At 66.9% G+C, this 20,688-nt stretch carries 25 protein-coding genes; 12 read left to right on the forward strand and 13 right to left on the reverse strand.

Annotation, left to right across the window (positions count from 1 at the left end; genetic code table 11):
* Positions 1–47: 47 nt before the first annotated feature.
* Entirely contained in the window at positions 48–512 is a 465-nt protein-coding gene (locus CQY20_RS19120; protein ID WP_097941658.1) for a hypothetical protein, read from the forward strand.
* Here CQY20_RS19120 and CQY20_RS19125 read toward each other — a convergent pair.
* Together CQY20_RS19125 and CQY20_RS19130 are read right to left on the reverse strand one after the other, a co-directional pair.
* On the reverse strand, positions 506–1,426 hold the full coding sequence (locus tag CQY20_RS19125; protein WP_097941700.1) for an HpcH/HpaI aldolase/citrate lyase family protein: 921 nt from the start codon (positions 1,424–1,426) through the stop codon (positions 506–508). The genes CQY20_RS19120 and CQY20_RS19125 overlap by 7 nt on opposite strands.
* Before the next feature lie 53 nt (positions 1,427–1,479).
* Positions 1,480–2,217, reverse strand: coding sequence for a dienelactone hydrolase family protein (locus tag CQY20_RS19130; RefSeq protein WP_097941659.1), 738 nt, complete (start codon positions 2,215–2,217; stop codon positions 1,480–1,482).
* Between the two features lie 42 nt (positions 2,218–2,259).
* On the opposite strand from CQY20_RS19130, the gene CQY20_RS19135 reads away from it, so the two are divergent.
* From CQY20_RS19135 to CQY20_RS19145, 3 genes are all read left to right on the forward strand, one after another.
* Positions 2,260–3,060 (forward strand): thymidylate synthase, encoded by an 801-nt coding sequence (locus CQY20_RS19135; protein WP_097941660.1) that lies wholly within the window; start codon positions 2,260–2,262, stop codon positions 3,058–3,060.
* A 121-nt stretch (positions 3,061–3,181) separates the two neighbouring features.
* On the forward strand, positions 3,182–3,673 hold the full coding sequence (locus CQY20_RS19140) for a dihydrofolate reductase (RefSeq protein ID WP_097941661.1): 492 nt from the start codon (positions 3,182–3,184) through the stop codon (positions 3,671–3,673).
* The gene (locus CQY20_RS19145; protein ID WP_097941662.1) at positions 3,670–4,878 is read left to right on the forward strand and encodes a winged helix-turn-helix domain-containing protein; all 1,209 of its coding nucleotides are present in this window, start codon (positions 3,670–3,672) and stop codon (positions 4,876–4,878) included. The genes CQY20_RS19140 and CQY20_RS19145 overlap by 4 nt, the downstream gene beginning before the upstream one ends.
* A 259-nt stretch (positions 4,879–5,137) precedes the next feature.
* Here the strand turns inward: CQY20_RS19145 and CQY20_RS19150 are convergent, their stop codons facing one another.
* The 4 genes from CQY20_RS19150 to CQY20_RS35180 all read right to left on the reverse strand — a co-directional run bounded on the left by CQY20_RS19150 (position 5,138) and on the right by CQY20_RS35180 (position 7,672).
* Positions 5,138–5,434 carry a Psi4 family immunity protein gene (locus CQY20_RS19150; RefSeq protein WP_133119087.1) on the reverse strand — a complete coding sequence of 99 codons (297 nt, stop codon included), beginning with the start codon at positions 5,432–5,434 and terminating at the stop codon, positions 5,138–5,140.
* A 195-nt stretch (positions 5,435–5,629) separates the two neighbouring features.
* Complete coding sequence (locus CQY20_RS19155; RefSeq protein ID WP_097941664.1) at positions 5,630–6,220, reverse strand: acyl-CoA-like ligand-binding transcription factor; 591 nt, start codon at positions 6,218–6,220, stop codon at positions 5,630–5,632.
* Positions 6,217–7,560 carry an FAD-dependent monooxygenase gene (locus tag CQY20_RS19160; protein ID WP_207767299.1) on the reverse strand — a complete coding sequence of 448 codons (1,344 nt, stop codon included), beginning with the start codon at positions 7,558–7,560 and terminating at the stop codon, positions 6,217–6,219. Before CQY20_RS19160 ends, CQY20_RS19155 begins: the two co-directional genes overlap by 4 nt.
* Positions 7,520–7,672, reverse strand: coding sequence for an FAD-dependent monooxygenase (locus CQY20_RS35180; protein ID WP_207767300.1), 153 nt, complete (start codon positions 7,670–7,672; stop codon positions 7,520–7,522). The genes CQY20_RS19160 and CQY20_RS35180 overlap by 41 nt, the downstream gene beginning before the upstream one ends.
* A 78-nt stretch (positions 7,673–7,750) precedes the next feature.
* Between CQY20_RS35180 and thyX the strand changes: the two genes are divergently transcribed.
* From thyX to CQY20_RS19175, 3 genes are read left to right on the forward strand one after another with little or no spacing between them, the layout of a single operon-like run.
* The gene (gene thyX / locus CQY20_RS19165) at positions 7,751–8,503 is read left to right on the forward strand and encodes an FAD-dependent thymidylate synthase (RefSeq protein WP_097941665.1); all 753 of its coding nucleotides are present in this window, start codon (positions 7,751–7,753) and stop codon (positions 8,501–8,503) included.
* Between the two features lie 18 nt (positions 8,504–8,521).
* Positions 8,522–9,430 carry a 4-hydroxy-tetrahydrodipicolinate synthase gene (dapA, locus tag CQY20_RS19170; protein ID WP_174814640.1) on the forward strand — a complete coding sequence of 303 codons (909 nt, stop codon included), beginning with the start codon at positions 8,522–8,524 and terminating at the stop codon, positions 9,428–9,430.
* On the forward strand, positions 9,430–11,106 hold the full coding sequence (locus tag CQY20_RS19175) for a ribonuclease J (protein ID WP_097941666.1): 1,677 nt from the start codon (positions 9,430–9,432) through the stop codon (positions 11,104–11,106). Before dapA ends, CQY20_RS19175 begins: the two co-directional genes overlap by 1 nt.
* 8 nt (positions 11,107–11,114) lie before the next feature.
* Here the strand turns inward: CQY20_RS19175 and CQY20_RS19180 are convergent, their stop codons facing one another.
* The 5 genes from CQY20_RS19180 to CQY20_RS19200 form a co-directional block, all read right to left on the reverse strand.
* A complete protein-coding gene (locus CQY20_RS19180; RefSeq protein ID WP_133119088.1) occupies positions 11,115–11,489 on the reverse strand; it encodes a hypothetical protein in 375 nt (124 codons plus the stop codon).
* Positions 11,490–11,514: 25 nt separating this feature from the next.
* Entirely contained in the window at positions 11,515–11,886 is a 372-nt protein-coding gene (locus CQY20_RS19185) for a hypothetical protein (protein WP_097941668.1), read from the reverse strand.
* A gap of 86 nt (positions 11,887–11,972) precedes the next feature.
* Positions 11,973–12,860: an SAM-dependent methyltransferase gene (locus tag CQY20_RS19190; protein ID WP_097941669.1), complete on the reverse strand. Its 888-nt coding sequence runs from the start codon at positions 12,858–12,860 to the stop codon at positions 11,973–11,975.
* Positions 12,860–13,678 carry a mycofactocin-coupled SDR family oxidoreductase gene (locus tag CQY20_RS19195; protein ID WP_097941670.1) on the reverse strand — a complete coding sequence of 273 codons (819 nt, stop codon included), beginning with the start codon at positions 13,676–13,678 and terminating at the stop codon, positions 12,860–12,862. Before CQY20_RS19195 ends, CQY20_RS19190 begins: the two co-directional genes overlap by 1 nt.
* Complete coding sequence (locus CQY20_RS19200) at positions 13,678–14,004, reverse strand: putative quinol monooxygenase (RefSeq protein WP_097941671.1); 327 nt, start codon at positions 14,002–14,004, stop codon at positions 13,678–13,680. Before CQY20_RS19200 ends, CQY20_RS19195 begins: the two co-directional genes overlap by 1 nt.
* Before the next feature lie 137 nt (positions 14,005–14,141).
* On the opposite strand from CQY20_RS19200, the gene CQY20_RS19205 reads away from it, so the two are divergent.
* Positions 14,142–16,619 carry an FtsK/SpoIIIE family DNA translocase gene (locus CQY20_RS19205; protein WP_097941672.1) on the forward strand — a complete coding sequence of 826 codons (2,478 nt, stop codon included), beginning with the start codon at positions 14,142–14,144 and terminating at the stop codon, positions 16,617–16,619.
* Positions 16,620–16,857: 238 nt separating this feature from the next.
* On the opposite strand, the gene CQY20_RS19210 is transcribed toward CQY20_RS19205, so the two are convergent.
* A complete protein-coding gene (locus tag CQY20_RS19210; protein ID WP_097941702.1) occupies positions 16,858–17,340 on the reverse strand; it encodes an amino-acid N-acetyltransferase in 483 nt (160 codons plus the stop codon).
* Between the two features lie 81 nt (positions 17,341–17,421).
* Here CQY20_RS19210 and pgsA point away from each other — a divergent pair, with 81 nt between their 5' ends.
* The 4 genes from pgsA (at position 17,422) to pspM (ending at position 20,244) form a co-directional block, all read left to right on the forward strand.
* Positions 17,422–18,018: a CDP-diacylglycerol--glycerol-3-phosphate 3-phosphatidyltransferase gene (gene pgsA, locus CQY20_RS19215; RefSeq protein WP_097941673.1), complete on the forward strand. Its 597-nt coding sequence runs from the start codon at positions 17,422–17,424 to the stop codon at positions 18,016–18,018.
* Positions 18,019–18,136: 118 nt separating this feature from the next.
* Positions 18,137–18,463: a transcriptional regulator ClgR gene (gene clgR / locus CQY20_RS19220; protein ID WP_097941674.1), complete on the forward strand. Its 327-nt coding sequence runs from the start codon at positions 18,137–18,139 to the stop codon at positions 18,461–18,463.
* Between the two features lie 80 nt (positions 18,464–18,543).
* Positions 18,544–19,359 (forward strand): phage shock protein PspA, encoded by an 816-nt coding sequence (gene pspA, locus CQY20_RS19225; protein ID WP_097941675.1) that lies wholly within the window; start codon positions 18,544–18,546, stop codon positions 19,357–19,359.
* Between the two features lie 108 nt (positions 19,360–19,467).
* Positions 19,468–20,244 (forward strand): phage shock envelope stress response protein PspM, encoded by a 777-nt coding sequence (gene pspM / locus CQY20_RS19230; protein ID WP_097941676.1) that lies wholly within the window; start codon positions 19,468–19,470, stop codon positions 20,242–20,244.
* Here the strand turns inward: pspM and CQY20_RS19235 are convergent, their stop codons facing one another.
* Complete coding sequence (locus CQY20_RS19235) at positions 20,245–20,679, reverse strand: limonene-1,2-epoxide hydrolase family protein (RefSeq protein ID WP_097941677.1); 435 nt, start codon at positions 20,677–20,679, stop codon at positions 20,245–20,247.
* Positions 20,680–20,688 lie beyond the last annotated feature (9 nt).

The raw sequence follows: 20,688 nt of genomic DNA on the forward strand, positions 1-20,688 counted from the left end.
GGGCAGAACGCCACCTCTGCGGCGCCAACACGGTAGAAACTGAGGCTATGCCAGGTTTTGCCGAACTCGCGTTGGGTGCAGCCCCGATCGCCGGTGGTGCGCTATTAGGTGCCGTCGCAGGCAATCTCAAGGGTCCCGACTTCCGCGGCATGATCGCCAAGGACATGGACCTCTTGGAGCGGATACCCGAGGATCAACCCGAACTCAAGGCCCGGCTCAAGGCGAGTATCGACCAGCGCATCGAGGACTTGATCAACACCACCGAGCGCAGCCGCGAACTGCGCCTGGCCGCGTTGTCCTACACCGGAAACTGGCGCGATGTCGTTGTTTTCATCTGTGCGGTGCTGTTCACGATCGTCTGGTGGAACGTCAGCCACGACCGGTCGAACTGGCTGGTGATGTTCATCGTGATGATCATCTTGTCGGTGGTCGCAGGGGTCTACGCCGCCCGCGGTCTGCTGCGCGCCGTCGGCCGGTACATGAGCCGCAGGAACACCGAGCCGGCTCAGTAGTGGTAGGTGTCCGACGGCGCAGGGATGTGCGCGGGGTCGTCGATGTCGTCGAACTCTGACGGCTCGATGCCGTAGGCGCGGGCCAGATCCAGGATCTTGTTGGCGCGGGCGATGCGCGGCAGATCCGAGCCGTTGCGGATCTCGCCGCCATCGCGCTCGAACTCCAGGAAGAACTCCTTGGCCCAGTTGATTTCGTCGACCGACGGAGACAGCCCCTCATTGACCGTCGGGCACTGCTCGGGCGTAAGGCAGATCTTGCCCGTCATGCCGAACTCCGCGGACACCGCTGTCGCCTCGCTGAGCTTGAGCGCGCTGTTGCCGACCGTCGGCCCGTCGATCGCGCTGGGCAGGTGCGCGGCCTTGGCCGCGATCGTGAACCGAGATCGCGCGTAGGCCAGCGTGGTCGGGTTGTCTCCGAAGCCGGTGTCGCGGCGGAAGTCGCCGATGCCGAAGGCGAGCCGGAACGTCCCCTTCGCCGCCGCGATCTCGGTGATGCGTTCCAGCCCGCGGGCCGTCTCGACCAGAGCGACGATCGGCACGTTCGGCAGCCGCTTGGCGGTTTCGGTGACGTGGTCGACGGACTCGACCATCGCCAGCATCACCCCGCCGACCGAGGTGCCGGCCAGCATTTCGAGGTCTTCTTGCCACCACTGCGTGCCGAACCCGTTGATGCGCACCCAGTCGCTGTTGCCCTCGCCGAGCCACTTCACGACGTTGGCGCGGGCCGCGACCTTGTCCTTGGGCGCGACCGCATCTTCGATGTCGAGGACGACGATGTCGGCGCGCGACCGGGCCGCGGGGGCGAACCGCTCGTACTGCGCGCCGTTGACCAGCAGCCAGCTGCGGGCGAGCACGGGACTGATCCGCGACCCGACCTCGGCGTCGTCGTGGCTGATGCTGACCTCGTTATCCACGTCAATATCGTCGCGCACCGCGGTCAGCGGGCCAATAGCGGGGTCGGTCCAGGTCAGGCGAGGGTCGCGCCGAACAGACGCTCCAGCGCCGACCAGTGCCGCTCGGCGGCGTCCTTGTCGTAGGGCGGGTTGTCCGGGACCGCGAAGCCGTGCGCGGCGGGATAGAACTCGACGATGTGCTCGACGCCGGCGGCGGTCAGCGCCTTGTCGAGCGTTTCGGTGTTTTCCTTGGTGAAGCTGCCGTCGTTCTCGGCGCCCGCGATGTAGACCGTCGCCGTCATCTTGTCGGCCAGCAGGTGCGGGCTGTTGGCGTCGTCGGTGACCAGCCCGCCGCCGTGGAACGAGCCCGCCGCCGCGACGCGCTCCGGCTGGCGGCCCGCCACGATCACCGAGGCACGCCCGCCCATGCAGTAGCCGCACACCCCGAAGCGGGACCCTTTGACCTCAGGCCGCTGTTCGAGGAAGTCGAAGAACGCGCCTGCGTCGCTGGCGATCATGTCCGGTGTCAGCGATCTGACCATCGACATCAACCGGGCGCGCTCCTTGCTCTCGGAGAACACGGTGCTCATGTCGAACGGCTGCCAGTCGCCATACCGGTAGTACACGTCGGGCAGCAGCACGGCGTAGCCCAGACCGGCCAGCCGGGCGGCCATGTCGTGCATGGTGTCGCGGACACCGCCGGCGTCGACGTACATGACCACCCCGGGCCATGGGCCGTCGCCGTCGGGGGTGTGCAGGGTGACCGGGCAGGCGCCGTCGGGCGTGGTGACAGTTGCGGAGACACTCGGCATAGGTCCGTTCTACGCCACCGCTCTGGACGTAAGCTGAGCGGCGTGCCGATCGCGACGCCTTATGAGGATCTGCTGCGCGTGGTGTTGGAGCGGGGCATCCCGAAATCCGACCGCACCGGCACCGGCACCCGCAGCCTGTTCGGCCATCAGCTGCGCTACGACCTGACCGCGGGCTTTCCGCTCATCACCACCAAGAAGGTGCACCTGAAGTCGGTCATCTATGAGCTGCTGTGGTTCCTGCGCGGCGACTCAAATGTGCGCTGGCTGCAGGAGCACGGCGTCACGATCTGGGACGAATGGGCAAGTCCGACAGGCGATCTCGGCCCGATCTATGGGGTGCAGTGGCGGTCGTGGCCGACGCCCTCCGGTGAGCACATCGACCAGATCAGCGCCGCGCTGGATCTGCTCAGGTCCGATCCGGACTCGCGGCGGATCATCGTCTCGGCGTGGAACGTCGGCGAGATCCCGCAGATGGCGCTGCCGCCGTGTCACGCGTTCTTCCAGTTTTACGTCGCCGATGGGCGGCTGTCGTGCCAGCTGTACCAGCGCAGCGCCGACCTGTTCCTCGGTGTGCCGTTCAACATCGCCAGCTATGCGCTGCTGACCCACATGATGGCCGCGCAGGCGGGGCTGGACGTCGGCGAGTTCATCTGGACCGGCGGAGACTGCCACATCTACGACAACCACGTCGAGCAGGTCAGGCTGCAGCTGAGCCGGGAACCGCGGCCGTATCCGGAACTTGTTCTCGCGCCGCGCGATTCGATCTTCGACTACACCTACGACGACATCGTCATCAAGAACTACGATCCGCACCCGGCGATCAAGGCGCCTGTGGCGGTATGAGGCCTGCTCGCAGGGCCGAATCGACAAGCCTGAGGCCTGCTCGCAGGGCCGAATCGACAAGCCTGAGGCCTGCTCGCAGGGCCGAATCGACAAGCCTGAGGCCCGCTCGCAGGGCCGAATCATGAACGCGAGGCAGGTGGGCCTGATCTGGGCCCAGTCGACCAGTGGTGTGATCGGCCGCGATGGGGGCATTCCGTGGCGGCTGCCGGAGGATCTGGCCCGGTTCAAGGAGTTGACGATGGGCCACACCGTCGTCATGGGCCGTTTGACCTGGGAGTCGCTGCCGAACAAGACGCGTCCGCTGCCGGGCCGCAGAAATGTCGTAGTGAGCAGGCAAGCTGACTACATGGCCGAGGGAGCGACGGTGGTGGGCAGCCTGGCGGAGGCGCTCAGCGATGACGAGACGTGGGTGATCGGCGGCGAGCAGATCTATGTGGCGGCGCTGCCGATGGCGGCGCGCTGCGAGATCACCGAGGTGGAGGTGGACCTGCGCCGTGAGGACGGGGACGCGGTGGCGCCCGTGCTGGACGAGTCGTGGGTGGGCACCGCGGGGGACTGGCTGACCAGCAGGTCGGGTCTGCGGTATCGGTTCCACACCTACGTGCGGGCATGAGCAGGCTGACTGTGGCCCAGGCGCGGCGGGTGGCCGTCGCGGCGCAGGGGTTTCACGAGCGCAAGCCGGCCGGTCCGGTGACGCGGGCGCATCTGCGGCGGCTGATCTCGCGGATTCAGGTGTTGCAGCTGGACTCGGTGTCGGTTGCGGTGCGGGCGCACTATGCGCCGGTGTTCAGCCGGCTCGGGCCGTATGACCGGGATGTGGTCGACCGGGCGGCGTGGAGTCACAGCGCCCGCTCGCCGCGGCTGCTGGTGGAGTACTGGGCGCATGAGGCGGCGCTGATGGCGGTCGACGATTGGCCGCTGCTGCGGTGGCGGATGCGGGAGTACACGCATGGCCGGTGGGGCAGGGAGATCGTCAAGAAGAACCCGCGGCTGGCCGACGACATCGTCGCTGCCATAACCGAATTGGGGCCATCGACGGCAGGGGAGATCGAGACCCATCTCGGCGCCGAACAGCGCGGGCGGAAGGGTCCGTGGTGGGACCGCAGCGACACCAAGTGGGTGACGGAGGCGTTGTTCGCCGCGGGGGTGTTGACGACGGCGACGCGCGTCGGGTTCGCCCGGCACTACGACCTGGTCGAAAAGGTGTTGCCGCCGGAGGTGCTGGCTCGCGAGGTGGACGACGAGGAGGCGATCCGTGAGTTGGTGTTGCGGGCGGCGGGTGCGTTGGGTGTCGGCACCGAGGCCGACATTCGCGACTACTTCCGGTTGGGGGCGGGGCAGGTCAAGCCGGCGTTGGCGAAGCTGGTGGCCGACGGCGAACTTGAGCCGGTCGACGTGGACGGTTGGAAGGCGCCGGGCTATCTGCGGACCGGCCAGATCGTGCCGCGGGTCGAGCGGGGGACGGCACTGTTGTGCCCGTTCGACCCGTTGATCTGGTTCCGGCCGAGGGTGGAGCGGATCTTCGGCTTCCGGTACCGGATCGAGATCTATACGCCGGCGCCGAAGCGGGAATTCGGTTACTACGTATGGCCGTTTCTGCTCGACGGCCAGTTGGTGGGCCGGGTCGACCTGAAGGCGGAGCGGGCATCGGATGCGCTGCATGTGGTGGGCGCGTTCGCGGAGCGTGGGCAGGATGCGGTGCGGGTGGCGACGGCGATGGCGGGGGAGTTGCAGTCGATGGCGTCGTGGCTCGGGTTGGGCACGCTGACGGTGGGCAGGCGTGGGGATCTGGCGGGGGCGTTGCGTCGAGCGGTTTAGGTGGTTGTGACGTCCATGCGCCGTTCGTCCATGATCGACTCGACCCGGACCACGTGGGTGTCGATGAATAACAGGACGCGACGATGGTTTCCCAATCGATATCCCAACCCCTTGAACGCGAACTGGATTGGCCCTTCGTTGGACCTCGTCACTGGTCGTGTAGAACACGCGGTGCACCGATTGGATGGTTTTGGCTGACACTGTGGTGAGTTCGCGGCGTAATTAAGCGACATCTTGCGCGTGGCTGGGTGGGCGCCGTCTATTCGTACCCGAGATCGCGGAGTTCACGTCTGGCGCGAATCGCGCACTCGCGTAGCTGTTCGTCGTCGAGATCTTCGGGATCCGTTCGCAGTTCGGGGTAGGCGACGTAGTCATCGGTATCTTCGAACAGTCGCTGGAGAACATCGAACAATCGATCGTCGAGTCCTCTGTTCTCAAACTTCAGAGCTATCAGAAACGACTTCTGAAACTCCGGCGCAGTCATGCGTCCGGCGATGAAGTCGTCGATCAGACGAAAGTAGCCACTGGTATCTGGTGTGCGCTGCGCGATACGCATCGCGTTGACACGGGCAAGTATCTTGCTCACTGCGCGTCCGTAAATTGTTCGCTCCCAATGGCTATCGAGCTTCCGAAAAGCGCAGCTCGCTCAACATGGATCTCACCGAATACCTACCTGGTCACGGCGGTTGTGCGTTCCCGAACGGCGCTACGGCGTGTCGCGTACGACACCGCACAGCCGCGATAGCCGCCCCTAGCTCGGCTGGCGCGCCGCGACACCGGATTGCAGTGCTGCGAAGGCGGCATCGACAAGCCCAACGAGATCAGCCGAGCCGTCTTGCGCCCACGCCATCAGCGCCGAGCCCACCGCACCGAGCGCCGCGGCCGCTTGCGCCGTGGCGGCCAGATCGGGTTCGGAGCGCCCGGCGCGCCGCGCCAGCGCCCTGGCGAACAGGTCGCGGGTGGTGTCCTGCGCGATCAGGTTACGGCTGCGCAGCACCGGGTTGTTCAGGATCAGCCGCGTCCGCACCAGCAGCGCATCGCGATCGGCGGCGAGAACCCGCTGCAAACCGACACGAATCGCGTTGTGCAAAGCGGTGATCGGCGGTTCCTCCGGAGGACGGGCGGCAATCAGGTCTTCCAGTATCGGGTCGTACTCGTCGTACTCGACGACTTCTTCTTTGCGCGGAAAGTACCGGAAGAACGTCATGTGCGACACACCCGCCGCGGCGGCGATCTCCTCGACCGTCGTTGCGTCGTAGCCTTTTTCGACGAACAACCTCAGAGCATGCTGCTGGATCGCATGCTTGGTCGCCGCCTTCTTCCGCTCCCGCCACTCGCTCACCGGACAGGCACCTCCGCAGGTCGCCCCAGCGCCTCGTCCAACCACTGCCGCAGCCCATCGGCCGATGTCCCGCGCCACGCCAGGTGGCCGTCGGGCCGGACCAGCAGCGCATTTCTATGTCCGGGGACGGTGACCACCTCGCCCAGCCGTTCGCGGGCGACCTCGGCCAGCGATTCGGGACCGACCAGCGCCCACGCCGGCCCCAGCGCGTCATGGAGTCCGTCGGGGCCCGCGACGCGGTCTCCTACCTGCAGACCTGGCAGCAGGCGCCGACGCCCGGCACCGAGCGGACCTCCCCGATAGGTCACGCGCAGCTGGGACGCCTTCTGCGCGATCCGCCGCTGCACCCAAGACCGGCTCAACAACGGCAGCGCGACGCGGTCACGGACGAACCGTGCAACGGCATTGCTCGACACCACCAAGCGGGTGAGCCCGGTCGTCGACTCGAGCACTGCCTTGGCGATCGGGCGGCGCTTGATTTCGTAGGTGTCCAACAGCCGGTCATCGGCCCGGCCGCTGATCACCAGCGCGAGCTTCCAAGCCAGGTTCTCCGCATCGCCGATGCCGGTGTTCATGCCCTGACCGCCCAAGGGGCTGTGGATGTGTGCGGCATCCCCGGCGAGCAGCACCCGTCCGCGCCGGTAGGTGGCGGCAAGACGTTGCTGAATTCGAAACGACGACGTCCACTCCGTCGACCGGATCGTCGCGCCGTCCTCCACCCTTAACCGGCCGCCGAGGAAGTCGACGATCGCGTCCTGCGTCGGCTTGTCGGCGAAACCGGCCGGCGCCGGGGCCATCAGCCGCCACAGGTCGTCGCCCGGCAGAGGGAATGCGGCCAGCAATTCGTAGCCGTCGACCCACGTGCACGCGGCGTCGTGCGGCTGGTCCAGGTCCGCATGCACGTCGGCGAGCAGGAACTGTTCGACCAGCGGCCTGCCCGGAAAGTCGATGTTCAACGCCTTGCGCACGACGCTGTGAGCACCGTCGGCGCCGATGACCCACCCCGTATCGACGTCGTCGCCGTCATCGCAAAGCACGGTTACCCCGTCGGCCCGCAGCTCGAGCCCGTTGACGCGTCGGCCCCACTCGACCGTCCCGCCGAATTCGGCTAACCGTTCCCGCAGCGCCCTCTCGATCTCGGCTTGCGAAATGATCATCCCGGGCTGAACACCGAGCCGCCGCATGGCGGCACCGACCCACAGCCGGACCAACACGCGGCCGTTGACCGTCATCACCACTTTGTCGATGGGCATCACACGCTCGCGCAGGTCGCCCAACGCGCCGAGGCGACGCAACACCTCAACCCCGCGCGGTTGCAGGCCCAGCGCCCGCGACGTCACCGAGGGGCCCGCAGCGCCGCGCAAGCACGCGCACTTCGACGCCGGCTTCGCGCAGCCCGCACGCCGCCGCCAGTCCAGTGGGTCCCGCTCCGATCACGACCACGTTGTCCATGCCGCCTCCTGTTGTTAGTCGACTAACATGTTAGTCCGCTAACATCGAAGTGTCCATGACCCACGTTAGGGTGAGCCCGTGGCCGAGACCGCGCCTTTACGTGTGCAATTGATCGCCAAGACGGAGTTTCTGGCGCCACCCGACGTGCCGTGGAGCACCGACGCCGACGGCGGACCCGCGCTGGTGGAGTTCGCCGGCCGGGCCTGCTACCAAAGCTGGTCCAAGCCGAATCCGCGGACCGCGACGAACGCCGGCTACCTGCGCCACATCATCGATGTCGGGCATTTCTCGGTGCTCGAACACGCGTCGGTGTCGTTCTATATCACCGGCGTCTCCCGCTCGTGCACGCACGAACTGATCCGCCACCGGCACTTCTCCTACTCGCAGCTGTCGCAGCGGTATGTGCCGGAGCACGACTCGCAGGTGGTGGTGCCGCCCGGTATGGAGGACGACCCGGAACTGCAGGAGATCTTCACCGCCGCCGCCGATGCCAGCCGGGCCGCCTACACCGAACTGCTGGCCAGGCTCGAGGCGAAGTTCGCCGACCAGCCGAATGCGTCGCTGCGGCGCAAACAGGCTCGTCAAGCGGCACGTGCTGTGCTGCCGAACGCCACCGAGACCCGCATCGTGGTCAGCGGCAACTACCGCGCATGGCGGCATTTCATCGCCATGCGGGCCAGCGAACAGGCCGACGTCGAGATCCGCCGGTTGGCCATCGCGTGCCTGCGCCAACTGCTCGACGTGGCCCCGCAGGTGTTCTCCGACTTCGAGATCGCCACCCTGGCCGACGGCACGGAGGTCGCAACGTCCCCGTTGGCCACGGAAGCCTGAACCAAGCGGGTAACCTAGGTGGCCGTGAGCACCAGCGGAATCGATGTGACGGCCCGGTTGGGCACCGTGCTGACCGCAATGGTGACTCCGTTCAAGCCGGACGGTTCGCTCGACACGGCGACCGCGGCGAAGCTCGCCACCCGTTTGGTCGACGCCGGGTGTGACGGCCTGGTCCTCTCCGGCACCACCGGCGAGTCGCCGACGACCACCGACGACGAGAAGATCGCGCTGCTGCGTACCGTGCTGGACTCCGTCGGTGATCGTGCCCGCATCATTGCAGGCGCGGGCACCTACGACACCGCGCACAGCGTCCGTCTCGCGAAGGCCTGCGAATCCGAAGGCGCCCACGGGCTCCTCATCGTGACGCCGTACTACTCCCGGCCCTCACAGATCGGACTTACCGCCCATTTCACCGCGATCGCCGACGCGGTCTCGGTGCCGATCCTGCTCTACGACATCCCCGTACGCTCCGGTATCCCGATCGCATGGGACACCATCCGGGCGCTGTCCGCACACCCGAACATCGTTGGAATCAAGGACGCCAAGGGTGATCTGTGCGGTGGCGGGCAGATGATCGCCGAAACGGGCTTGGTGTACTACTCGGGCGACGACGCGCTCAACCTTCCGTGGCTGGCCATGGGCGCCGTCGGGTTCATCAGCGTCTGGGGGCATGTCGCCGCCAGTGAACTCCGAGAGATGTTGACGGCGTTCAATTCTGGCGACGTGGCGACTGCTCGCAAGATCAACGCGACCCTGGCGCCGCTGTCGGCCGCCCAATCGCGGATGGGCGGCGTGACGATGGCCAAGGCCGGATTGCGGCTGCAAGGCTTTGACGCCGGTGATCCGCGATTGCCGCAAGTGCCGGCCACCCCTGACCAGATCGAGGCGCTGGCCGCCGATATGCGGGCAGCCGCGGTACTGCGGTAGTGGACGCGGACCTCAAGCCGCCGAGGCCGCTGGCCCCTGGAGGCCTGCGGGTCACCGCGCTCGGCGGTATCAGCGAAATCGGCCGCAACATGACCGTTTTCGAGCATCTCGGCCGTCTGCTGATCGTCGATTGCGGCGTGCTGTTCCCGGGCCATGACGAGCCCGGCGTCGACCTGATCCTGCCCGATCTGCGCCTGATCGAGGACCGCCTCGACGACGTCGAGGCGCTGGTGTTGACCCACGCGCATGAAGACCACATCGGTGCGATCCCGTTCCTGCTGAAGTTGCGGCCCGACATCCCGCTCGTCGGTTCGAAGTTCACGCTCGCGCTGGTCGCCGAGAAGTGCCGCGAACACCGCATCAAGCCGGTGCTCATCGAGGTCGCAGCGGGCCAGCGTTCGACCCACGGCGTGTTCGAGTGCCAGTACTTCCATGTGAACCACTCCATCCCCGGCTGTCTGGCCATCGCGATACGCACCGGCGCGGGCACCGTGTTGCACACCGGCGACATCAAGCTCGACCAACTGCCGCCGGACGACAACCCCACCGACCTGCCCGGCCTGTCGCGGCTCGGTGACGCTGGTGTGGATCTATTCCTCTGCGACTCAACGAATTCCGAGATTCCCGGTGTCGGGCCCTCAGAGAGCGAGGTCGGCCCGACGCTGCACCGACTGATCCGCGGCGCCGAGGGCCGGGTCATCGTGGCGTGTTTCGCCTCCAACGTCGACCGCGTGCAACAGATCATCGACGCGGCCGTGTCGCTGGGGCGGCGAGTGTCGTTCGTCGGCAGATCGATGGTGCGCAACATGGGGATCGCGCGCGAACTGGGGTATTTGCGCGTCGCCGACGAAGATGTGGTGGACATCGGAGCGGCCGAGATGATGCCGCCGCAACGGGTTGTGTTGATCACCACCGGAACTCAGGGCGAGCCGATGTCGGCGCTGTCGCGGATGTCGCGGGGCGAGCATCGCAGCATCACCCTGACGTCGGGGGATCTGATCATCCTGTCGTCGTCGCTGATTCCGGGCAATGAGGAAGCGGTCTACGGTGTCATCGACGCGCTGGCCAAGATCGGCGCCCGCGTCGTCACCAACCAGCAGGCGCGAGTCCATGTTTCGGGACACGCTTATTCGGGCGAATTGCTGTTCCTCTACCGCGGCGTGCGGCCGCGCAACGTCATGCCGGTGCACGGCACATGGCGGATGCTGCGAGCCAACGCCGGGCTGGCGATGAGATCCGGCGTTTCTTCCGAGGCGATCATGTTGGCGGAGAACGGCGTCAGTGTCGACCTGGTCGCGGGTAAGGCCTCGATCGCCGGCGCGGTGCCGACCGGGAAGATGTTCGTCGACGGGTTGATCACCGGCGATGTTGGCGACGCGACACTCGGTGAGCGCCTGACGCTGTCTTCGGGTTTCGTCGCCGTGACCGTCGTCGTGCATCGCGGCACCGGTCGCGCCGCCGCGCCTGCACACCTGCATTCGCGCGGCTTCTCCGAAGACCCCAAGGCGCTGGAGCCGGCTGCGCTGAAGGTGGAGCAGGAACTGGAAGCTCTTGCCGCCGACAACATCACCGATGTCGCGCGGATCGCGCAGGCCGTGCGCCGGACGGTCGGCAAATGGGTGGGGGAGACCTACCGTCGCCAGCCGATGATCGTGCCGACGGTCATCGAAATCTAGCGTTTCTGCTACGGCGTCAGTGTTTGACCGAAGACTCCTCCGCTAACGCCGGTAGTCGCGGGACGAGCAGGCTCGAGGACTTGGACGGGCACTTTGGTCACCACCTTGGATGGAGACGCCTGCGCCGGATTCGCCGGTGGTGACTGGCATTTGGCCAGGGTGTCGTTCCATACGCCGCCCGAATCCTTGCAGCACTTTCGCGACCACGCGATCTGCTCGGACGGATCGGTGGTGGTGTTGGCTTTCAGGCAGTCGTCGTATGTTTCGATGTCCCACTCGATCGGCGCGGCCGATGCGGTGGCGATCGAAGCGGCCCCCGACAGACCCGATGCGGCTGCTGCCACCAGGAGTGCGGCGGGCAGGAGTCGGCGTAGCGATGTCATGATCGTGTTCCTCTAGTTCGTGGGGTTATCCGGGTGTGATGCTCTGGGTGATCACCCGTGGCGACACGCGCACTGGCGGCGTCGAGGGCTCCAGCGTGTGGGTGGGAAGCTCACCCTGGTGGGCCAGGCTCGGACGTGCTGTCTGCTGTTCGGCGGGCGGAGCCTGGCATCTGCCCTGCGCCGCATTCCAATCGCCGCCGCTCGCCCAGCAGCACAGTGCGTCATGGTTCTCCCAGTCCTGGTTGTCGAACCCCTTGCCGTAACCGTCGGCGATGCACTGGTCGTAGGAGCCGATATCCCATTCCCGTTCTGCCGCGGATGCGGTGGCGGGCAACGCGAGCACAACGGCGGTCGCCGCGAAGGCGGCCGCCGATGCGGCGGTGATGAGCGTTTTCATTGTCGTTCCTTTGATTGACGGAAAGTCGTGGGAACGAGTGTGGGCAGCGTTGAGCGGCCGAGAAACGGGCTGCGGCCCCCTACGCGCTATAGGGGGTTAGGGGTTACCTTCGTGCAGTACGCCGACCACTCCAGATCGGAGGCGGGCAGATTGCGCCCCGCCGGCCGGATGTAGTTCTGCACGTAGTAGTCGGGGCTGGCCTGTTCGACGACCCGCCAGCCGTACTGGCCGACGAAAGCGCCGACGTCGTCGGGGTTGAGCCCGTACTTCCACACCTGCCGCCGTTGCCGGAAACGCTTGTAGAGCACGGCCGCGTCGTACATGTTCGACCCGTCGATGAAATCGGCACGCACGTAGGTGAACAGCAGTCGGCTACCCGCCGGCATCCCCTCGACCGCCACGAGCGTGGCCCGCACGGCGTCCTCGGTGAGATATTGCGTGACGCCTTCCCAGATGACGAACGTGCGCGCGTCGGTGGACCAGCAATTGTCCATCAGGGCGTCAACCAGATCGTCGCGCTCGAAATCCAAGGGCAGCAACCGAACCGACGACGGCACCCCGCCGACCGCGCGCTGCACGGCCGCCCTCTTGCGGTCGATGCTGACCGGGAGGTCCACCTCGAAGACCGGGACATCGGAGCGGTGTGCGAGACGAATGCCGCGGGTGTCCATGCCGGCGCCGAGGATGACGACGGCGTCGATGTTGGGCAGGGCTTCGGCGAGTTTGTCGTCGATGAAGCGCTTGCGACAGGTGATCAGCGCCCAGGACCCGGAAACCGCGCGTTCGGTCGCCGCGATCATCAAGCGGCGCAGCGGCGTCCATTGCGTCGCGCGGACGAACGCGCGCTGCCTCGTCGACAGCATGGACAGCGCGAGATCGTCGTCGACGAGTCGGCGTTCGGGTGGCTCGTATTGTTCGATCGCGGCCTGGACCATCGGGCCGTAGGCCGTTTGGGCTGCCGGATTGTGAGCCATCAGCGCTTGTTGTAGTAGCCCGCGTCGACGGGCAGTGTCACGCCCGTGATGTACCACGCCTCGTCGGACACCAGCCACGCCACCGCCGCCGCGATGTCCTCGGGGTCGACCGCCTGCACCGGCAGCGCGTTGCCCCAGTCGACCGGAGCGTCGGCCGCCGCGGTGACCTCGTCGAGCCACTTGCGGGTGAACTCGTTGTGGATCATCGGTGTGTTCACCCCGCTGGGGTGGATCGAGTTGACCCGGATGCGATGCGGGGCAAGATGATTGGCGTACGCGCGCATCAACCCGACGATGCCGTGCTTGGACGCGGTGTATCCCAGCGCGCCGGGATCCTCGCCGCCGATCCCGACCAGCCCGGCCACCGAACTGGTCAGCACGATCGCTCCGCCGGTGCCTTGCTCGATCAATGTCGGTTTCACGGCCTCGACGGTGTTGTGCGCGCCGGTGAGGTTGACGTCGATGACGTCGCGCCACCCGTCGGCGCCGGACTGCATCGGAGCGATGCCCGCATTGGCGATCGCGATGTCCAGCCGCCCGAACTCGTCCAGCCCCGCCTGCAGCGCGGTCGTCAACTGCTCACGGTCACGAACGTCGGCCTCCTGCGCGACGATTCGCGCCCCGGCGTCCTCGACGAGCTTGACGGTCTCCGCCAGATCGTCCGGCGTGGCCATCGGATAGGGCACCGAGGCGATCTGGGCGCAGATGTCGACCGCGATGATGTTGGCGCCGTCGGACGCCAGCCGCACGGCCTCCGCTCGTCCCTGCCCTCGAGCGGCGCCGGTGATGAATGCAACCTTGCCGTCGAGTGATGCCATCAGGACCGCAGCTGCCGCTTGGCGGGGTCGCCCGCGACGACCGGCTGCAGAGTCTTGATGTCCGGCGCCCCGTCCAGCAGTTCGCCCACCGTGCCGAACAGTGTGGCGATCGCCGGGGCGGAGCTGTGCGTCTTGAGCGCGTCGGCGTCGGCCCACTGCTCGACGAAGACGAAGGTGCCGTCGGACTCGTGCAACGCGTAAAGCTCGCACCCGGGCTCGTTGTGCACCGCCTCGACCGCCTTCGTGCACGCATCCCGGACTGTGTCGACGGACTCGGGTTTGGCCTTCATGGTGGCGACGACGACGATCGGGCCTTGGCTTGCCATGGGCGAGCAACTCCTCGGTAGTGGGGACCGGGTCAACTGCACACCCTACTCAGCGGATCTAACTAAATATTCGACACCTAACTGTGACCCGTGTGGCAGATGGTGAATATGGGACGAATGCGACTAGGCTTGAGACCATGCCAAGCAAGACCGCTGCGCGCTCTGGAGGCCGTTCTAGCAGGTCAAAGGTCGGATCACGGTCCCGCGGCACCCGACCTGCCCCGCGCCGGAAGCCGGCCAAACGTCGCGCCGCATCGCCGATCCCCGCCGCCGGGCTGGCGATCGGGCGCGGCGCGCGTGCCGGCTGGTTCATGTTGGCCCGCGGCGCTGGTTCGACGGCCCGCTCGGTCGGCCGGGCTCGCGACATCGACGCCGGGCACCGCCGCGACGGAATCGCGCTGGCGCTGCTCGGCCTGGCCGTCATCGTCGCCGCCAGTTCGTGGTTCGACGCGGCACGGCCCGTCGGCGGGTGGATCGACAATTTTGTGCGCACTCTCATCGGCTCGGCGGTCGTGCTGCTGCCGATCGCGCTCATCGCCATCGCGATGGTGCTGATGCGAAGCGAACCGGATCCCGACGCGCGCCCGCGGTTGGTCCTCGGCGCGGCGATGGTCAGCCTGCCCGCGCTCGGCCTGTGGCATCTGTGGGCCGGTTCGCCCGCCGATCCGGCCGGCCGCCAGCACGCCGCCGGGTTCGTCGGCTTCGCGATCGGCGGCCCGCTGTCGGAGGGCTTGACGCAGTGGATCGCTGCGCCTCTGCTCTTCATCGGCGTGCTGTTCGGGGTGCTGCTTGTGACGGGCACGACGATTCGCGAAGTGCCCGAGACCGTGCGGGCGATGTTCAGCACCCGGATGTGGCGCGACGACGAGGACGAGTACTACGACGACGAGGAGTCGCCGCAGGACACCGACAACGAGGACTTCTCCGACGGCTACTACGACGACCCGTCCTACGTCGACGACGAGGCGCAGGCGTGGCCGTCCGGCGCGGCGGCGTTCAATGGCGGCACGCCGATGGAGAACTACCCGCTCGACGACGAGGCGCCGACGATTCCCGAGCCGACGCGCGCGTCGCGGCGCAAGAAGCCGAAGCGCGAAATGGCCGTGACCGACCGCGTGGTGGAGGGCCCGTACCACTTGCCGCCGCTGGATCTGCTGCAGAAGGGCGATCCGCCGAAACGGCGCACCGGCGCGAATGACCGTACGGCAGACGCGATCACCGAAGTGCTGCAGCAGTTCAAGGTGAATGCCGCCGTCACCGGTTGCACGCGCGGGCCGACCGTCACCCGCTACGAGGTGGAGCTGGGTCCTGGCGTCAAGGTCGAGAAGATCACCCAGCTGCAGAAGAACATCGCGTATGCGGTTGCGACCGAAAGCGTGCGGATGCTCGCGCCGATCCCCGGCAAGTCCGCCGTCGGCATCGAGGTGCCCAACACCGACCGCGAGATGGTGCGGCTCGCCGACGTGCTCACCGACCCGACGACGCGCAGCGACCACCACCCGCTGGTGATTGCATTGGGCAAAGACATTGAGGGCGAGTACATCTCGTGGAATCTGGCGAAGATGCCGCACCTGCTCGTCGCCGGGTCCACCGGCTCGGGCAAGTCGAGCTTCGTCAACTCGATGCTGGTGTCTCTGCTGGCGCGCGCCACCCCGGAGGAGGTCAGGATGATCCTGATCGACCCGAAGATGGTGGAACTGACGCCCTACGAAGGCATTCCGCACCTCATCACACCGATCGTCACGCAGCCGAAGAAGGCCGCCGCGGCGCTGGCCTGGCTGGTCGAGGAGATGGAGCAGCGCTACCAGGACATGCAGGCGTCGCGGGTGCGCCACATCGACGACTTCAACACCAAGGTGCGGTCGGGGGAGATCACCACGCCGCTGGGCAGTCAGCGCGAGTACCGCCCCTACCCGTACATCGTCGCGATCGTCGACGAGTTGGCCGACCTGATGATGACCGCGCCGCGCGACGTCGAGGACGCGGTCGTGCGGATCACCCAAAAGGCCCGCGCCGCAGGCATTCACCTGGTGCTGGCCACGCAGCGGCCGTCCGTCGACGTCGTCACGGGTCTGATCAAGACCAACGTGCCGTCGCGGTTGGCGTTCGCGACGTCGTCGCTGACCGACAGCCGGGTCATCCTCGACCAGCAGGGCGCCGAGAAGCTGATCGGCATGGGTGACGGGCTGTTCATTCCGATGGGCGCCAACAAGCCGATCCGGCTGCAGGGTGCATACGTCTCCGACGACGAGATCCACGCCGTCGTCACCGCGTGCAAGGAGCAGGCCGAGCCCGACTACACCGAGGGCGTCACGGCCGCCAAGCCGAACAGCGAGCGCACCGACGTCGACCCCGACATCGGCGACGACATGGACGTCTTCCTGCAGGCCGTGGAGCTGGTGGTGTCCAGCCAGTTCGGCTCGACGTCGATGCTGCAGCGCAAGCTGCGGGTCGGCTTCGCAAAAGCCGGTCGGCTGATGGATCTGATGGAGACCCGCGGAATCGTCGGGCCCAGCGAGGGCTCCAAGGCGCGTGAGGTGTTGGTCAAGCCCGACGAATTGGCCGCGACGATCGCGTCGATCCGCGGCAGCTCCTCCGGTGGCGACGACGACTGAGACGACTGGCCCGACTTACCCGCCGAACGTGAAGCCTCTGCGAGTTTTCGGGCAAAATTTCGCAATTTCTGCACGCTGGGCGAGCGGGCGGCGACGGGGACGAGTAGCGCCCGGCCGAGCGACCAGTAGCGCCCCACTGAACGACATAGCGCCCCCGCCTGAGCACCGAGACCGACAAAATGGCGCGCGCCACTCGCACTTTTGCGCCCAAACGTTGGTTTCGGCGTAATGGGAGCCGTCAGAGGGTCAGGAGCATGCGGGTGTTGCCGAGGATATTCGGCTTGACGTAGGAGAGGTCGAGGAACTCGGCGACGCCGGTGTCATAGGAACGGCACATCTCCTCGTAGACCTCCGCCGTGACCGGCGTGCCTTCGATCTCGGTGAACCCGTGCTTGCTGAAGAACTCGGTCTCGAAGGTGAGCACGAAAATGCGCTGCAGGTGCAGTTCGCGCGCGGTGTCCAGCAGCCGGTCGACGATCAGGTGCCCGACGCCCTGGCCCTTCACCGACGGATGCACCGCGACGGTGCGCACCTCGCCGAGATCGGCCCACAGCACGTGCAGCGCGCCGCAGCCGATCAGCCTGCCGTCGCGTTCGGCGACCCAGAACTCCTGCACGGCCTCATACAGCGTCACAAGGTTTTTCTCGAGCAGGATGCGCCCGGCATAGATGTCGACGAGTTCCTTGATGCCCGGCACATCCGAGGTGCGGGCGCGGCGCACCACCAGCCCGTCAGCCCGCGAAGAGCCCTCCTGGTCCACAGGAGCGAGGGTATCGGCAGGTGCAACCGATATTCTGTTGCGGTGTCGGGCCAACCTCATACCGATCCGGTGATTCCTCGCGCGAAGGTCGCGAACATCGCCAACGTCCTCACCGGATTGCGGTTGGTCCTCGTTCCCGTTTTCCTGATCGCGTTGTTTGCCGGCGACGGCCACGAAACGCCATGGCGCGTCCTTGCTTTCATCATCTTCGCGGTCGCGGTCATCACCGACCGGTTCGACGGTGCGCTGGCCCGCAGCTACGGAATCGAAACCGATTTCGGTCGCCTGGCCGACCCGATCGCCGACAAGACGCTGGTTGGCGCCGCGCTGATCGGTCTGGCGATGCTCGGCGACCTGCCGTGGTGGGTGACGATCGTCATCATGGGCCGCGAGGTCGGCATCACCGCCTTGCGCTTCGCGGTGCTGCGCCACGGCGTCATCCCGGCCAGTCGCGGCGGAAAGCTCAAAGCCCTCGTCCAGGCGGTGGCGATCGGGCTGTTCGTGCTGCCGCTGTCCGGGCCGTGGCTGACCGGCGCCTGGGTGGTGATGTGGATCGCGGTCGCGCTGACCGTGCTCACCGGCATCGACTACGTGGCCAGCGCGATCCGCGATTCGCGCGGTCGCCTCGCTGGTCAGTGACCTTCGCCGGCCCTCGGCGGCTTCCGCGGGCTTTGATCTGAGCTAATTGCCGCCGAACGGGAACCATCTCGGCGGTCCGTGGCGTTGCTCTAATACCAGCCAATTGAAGGAGAGCACGATGGCGACATTGCTGCGCGAGGTGATCGGCGACGTGCTGCGTCGTGCCCGCATCGACCAGGGCCGCACCCTGCGTGAGGTCTCCGACGCCGCGCGGGTCAGCCTGGGCTACCTGTCGGAGGTGGAACGCGGCCGCAAGGAGGCGTCGAGCGAACTGCTCAGCGCGATCTGCGGCGCCCTTGACATTCCGCTCTCACGGGTGCTGGCCGACGCCGGTGACGAGATGGCGCAGGAGGAGCTTCGGGAGTTCGCCCGCGAAGGCGCGGCGAATATCGACGAGACCACCAAGGTCGTCATCCCGCACGAGGTCTCGATGGCGGTCGCGTAGCTGTTCTGGTCTGCGTGAAACCGATAGGTTGGCAGTAGTCACCTGCAAGCAGATCCAGACAACGAAGGCGGAATGAACCCATGGCCAATCCGTTCGTCAAGGCGTGGCGCTACCTGATGGCGCTGTTCAGCTCGAAGGTTGACGAATACGCCGACCCGAAGGTGCAGATTCAGCAGGCGATCGAGGAGGCCCAGCGCCAGCACCAGGCGCTGACGCAGCAGGCCGCCCAGGTGATCGGCAACCAGCGTCAGCTGGAGATGCGGCTCAACCGCCAGCTCGCCGATATCGAAAAGCTGCAGGTCAACGTCCGCCAGGCGCTGACGCTGGCCGATCAGGCCACCGCGGCCGGCGACGCGGCCAAGGCCACCGAATACAACAACGCCGCCGAGGCCTTCGCCGCGCAGCTGGTGACCGCCGAGCAGAGCGTCGAAGACCTCAAGGGCCTCCACGACCAGGCACTGCAGGCCGCCAGCCAGGCGAAGAAGGCCGTCGAGCAGAACGCCATGATGCTGCAGCAGAAGATCGCCGAGCGCACCAAGCTGCTCAGCCAGCTGGAGCAGGCCAAGATGCAGGAACAGGTCAGCGCGTCGCTGCAGTCGATGAGCGAACTGGCCGCTCCCGGCAACACCCCGAGCCTCGACGAGGTGCGCCAGAAGATCGAACGCCGCTACGCCAACGCGATGGGCGCGGCCGAGCTGGCGCAGAACTCGGTGCAGGGCCGGATGATGGAGGTCCAGCAGGCCAGCGTGCAGATGGCGGGCCACTCGCGGCTCGAGCAGATCCGCGCCTCGATGCGCGGCGAGGCGCTGCCGTCGGGCGACGCGCAGGGTACCGGCGCTCCGGCTACCCCCGCGTCGACGCCCGAGGCGACACCCGAGAAGCCGCTCGGCCAATAGGCCAACAGGACTCAATAGAACCCAATAGCCCGTCGTGGGATTGGCGGACGAGGATTGGCAGTGAAACAGCGTTCGACAACTAGCAGACCGGAAGCGTGGCGGTCGCTGATGCAACGCGGAATCGACACGGCCGCCGAGTTCTCCGATGTCCTGGCGCAGAAGCTCAACGCCGTCGCCGATCCCCGCGCGAAGCTGCTGCGCAAGCGCAAATGGGCGCTTCGGCTGGCGTTGTTCTTCACCGGCGCATGCATCTTCTTCGTCTTTGTGACGGGTGTGCTCGCATCGTGGAGCACGCCGGTGTGGGCGCTGCTCATCCCCGCGCCGATCGCTGTCGGTGCGGGTTTCCTGGCCACGCTGGCGTTTTTGCGCTACCGCTGGCTACGCAAGGAGCCGTTGCCGCCGCCGCGGTCGCGGGCCACCCGTAAGCTGCCGCCGTGGGGCTCGGCGGCCCGGCAGCCGATGGCCGCGCTGGCGGCCTCCGAACGTGGGTTGTTCTCGCTGATCAGCGTGATGGAGCGGGGCAAGATGCTGCCCCAGGATGAGCTGCGGGAACTGGTCGCGGTCGCGAATCAGTCCGCGGCGACCATGGCGGCGACGGCCGCGGAGGTGGTGTCGATGGAGCGGGCGATCGCCAATGCTCCGCAATCGCGGTCCCACCTGGCGCCGACCATCAGCGCGTTCACCGCCCAACTCGAGAACGGCGCCCGCCAGTACAACGACATGGTCACCGCCGCAGCGCAATTGGTGTCGGCGGCCAACAACGGCCCGATGTCGAGTTCGCCGATGTCGCAGCGGCGCTACCGCGACGAGCTGGTCAACGCCACCGACCGGCTCACCGGGTGGGCGCAGGCGTTCGACGAGCTCGGCCAGCTCAAGCGCGCGTAGTCACATCGTTGGGCGCAGTGACGGGATGACCATCCCGATGAGCCCGCGCAGCGGCGCCTTGACGAAGAAGTCGAATCCGTCGAAATAGTCCCGCCACAACGTGATTCGCCCGGCGTGCACCTCGAACACGCCGACCACCCAGAACTGCACCCGCAGCGGCCCGAAGATCAGCGCGTCGGTGCGCTCGGTGAACACCACGTTGCCCTCGGCGGCGACGCGGTGGAACTTCACCTCGAAGCCGACCTTGCCCGCACCGCGGCGGAACAGCTTCACGATCCGCTGGCGGCCGCGCATCGTCGTGTAGCCGAAATTCTGGTACAGCACGTTGTCGGCCAGCTGGGCGTCCACGGTGTCGTAGTCCTCGTCCTGCATGGCGTACAGGAACGTCTCGACCGTGCGTGCGTTGGCAGTGGTGTCCACTTCGGAAGCCGTCATGGCGCTCAA

The organism is Mycolicibacterium agri (assembly GCF_002553505.1).
In the GTDB taxonomy this organism is placed as follows: domain Bacteria; phylum Actinomycetota; class Actinomycetes; order Mycobacteriales; family Mycobacteriaceae; genus Mycobacterium; species Mycobacterium agri.

Bases quoted from the DNA above. Each gene is read 5' to 3' on its own strand.
- CQY20_RS19195 (WP_097941670.1), bottom strand. From the start codon at position 13,678: ATGGCATCACTCGACGGCAAGGTTGCATTCATCACCGGCGCCGCTCGA.
- CQY20_RS19235 (WP_097941677.1), bottom strand. From the start codon at position 20,679: ATGACGGCTTCCGAAGTGGACACCACTGCCAACGCACGCACGGTCGAG.
- CQY20_RS35180 (WP_207767300.1), bottom strand. From the start codon at position 7,672: ATGGACAACGTGGTCGTGATCGGAGCGGGACCCACTGGACTGGCGGCG.
- CQY20_RS19180 (WP_133119088.1), bottom strand. From the start codon at position 11,489: ATGACATCGCTACGCCGACTCCTGCCCGCCGCACTCCTGGTGGCAGCA.
- CQY20_RS19205 (WP_097941672.1), top strand. From the start codon at position 14,142: ATGCCAAGCAAGACCGCTGCGCGCTCTGGAGGCCGTTCTAGCAGGTCA.
- pspA (WP_097941675.1), top strand. From the start codon at position 18,544: ATGGCCAATCCGTTCGTCAAGGCGTGGCGCTACCTGATGGCGCTGTTC.
- CQY20_RS19140 (WP_097941661.1), top strand. From the start codon at position 3,182: ATGAACGCGAGGCAGGTGGGCCTGATCTGGGCCCAGTCGACCAGTGGT.
- pspM (WP_097941676.1), top strand. From the start codon at position 19,468: ATGCAACGCGGAATCGACACGGCCGCCGAGTTCTCCGATGTCCTGGCG.
- CQY20_RS19200 (WP_097941671.1), bottom strand. From the start codon at position 14,004: ATGGCAAGCCAAGGCCCGATCGTCGTCGTCGCCACCATGAAGGCCAAA.
- CQY20_RS19150 (WP_133119087.1), bottom strand. From the start codon at position 5,434: ATGCGTATCGCGCAGCGCACACCAGATACCAGTGGCTACTTTCGTCTG.
- CQY20_RS19130 (WP_097941659.1), bottom strand. From the start codon at position 2,217: ATGCCGAGTGTCTCCGCAACTGTCACCACGCCCGACGGCGCCTGCCCG.
- CQY20_RS19190 (WP_097941669.1), bottom strand. From the start codon at position 12,860: ATGGCTCACAATCCGGCAGCCCAAACGGCCTACGGCCCGATGGTCCAG.
- CQY20_RS19120 (WP_097941658.1), top strand. From the start codon at position 48: ATGCCAGGTTTTGCCGAACTCGCGTTGGGTGCAGCCCCGATCGCCGGT.
- CQY20_RS19145 (WP_097941662.1), top strand. From the start codon at position 3,670: ATGAGCAGGCTGACTGTGGCCCAGGCGCGGCGGGTGGCCGTCGCGGCG.
- CQY20_RS19185 (WP_097941668.1), bottom strand. From the start codon at position 11,886: ATGAAAACGCTCATCACCGCCGCATCGGCGGCCGCCTTCGCGGCGACC.
- clgR (WP_097941674.1), top strand. From the start codon at position 18,137: ATGGCGACATTGCTGCGCGAGGTGATCGGCGACGTGCTGCGTCGTGCC.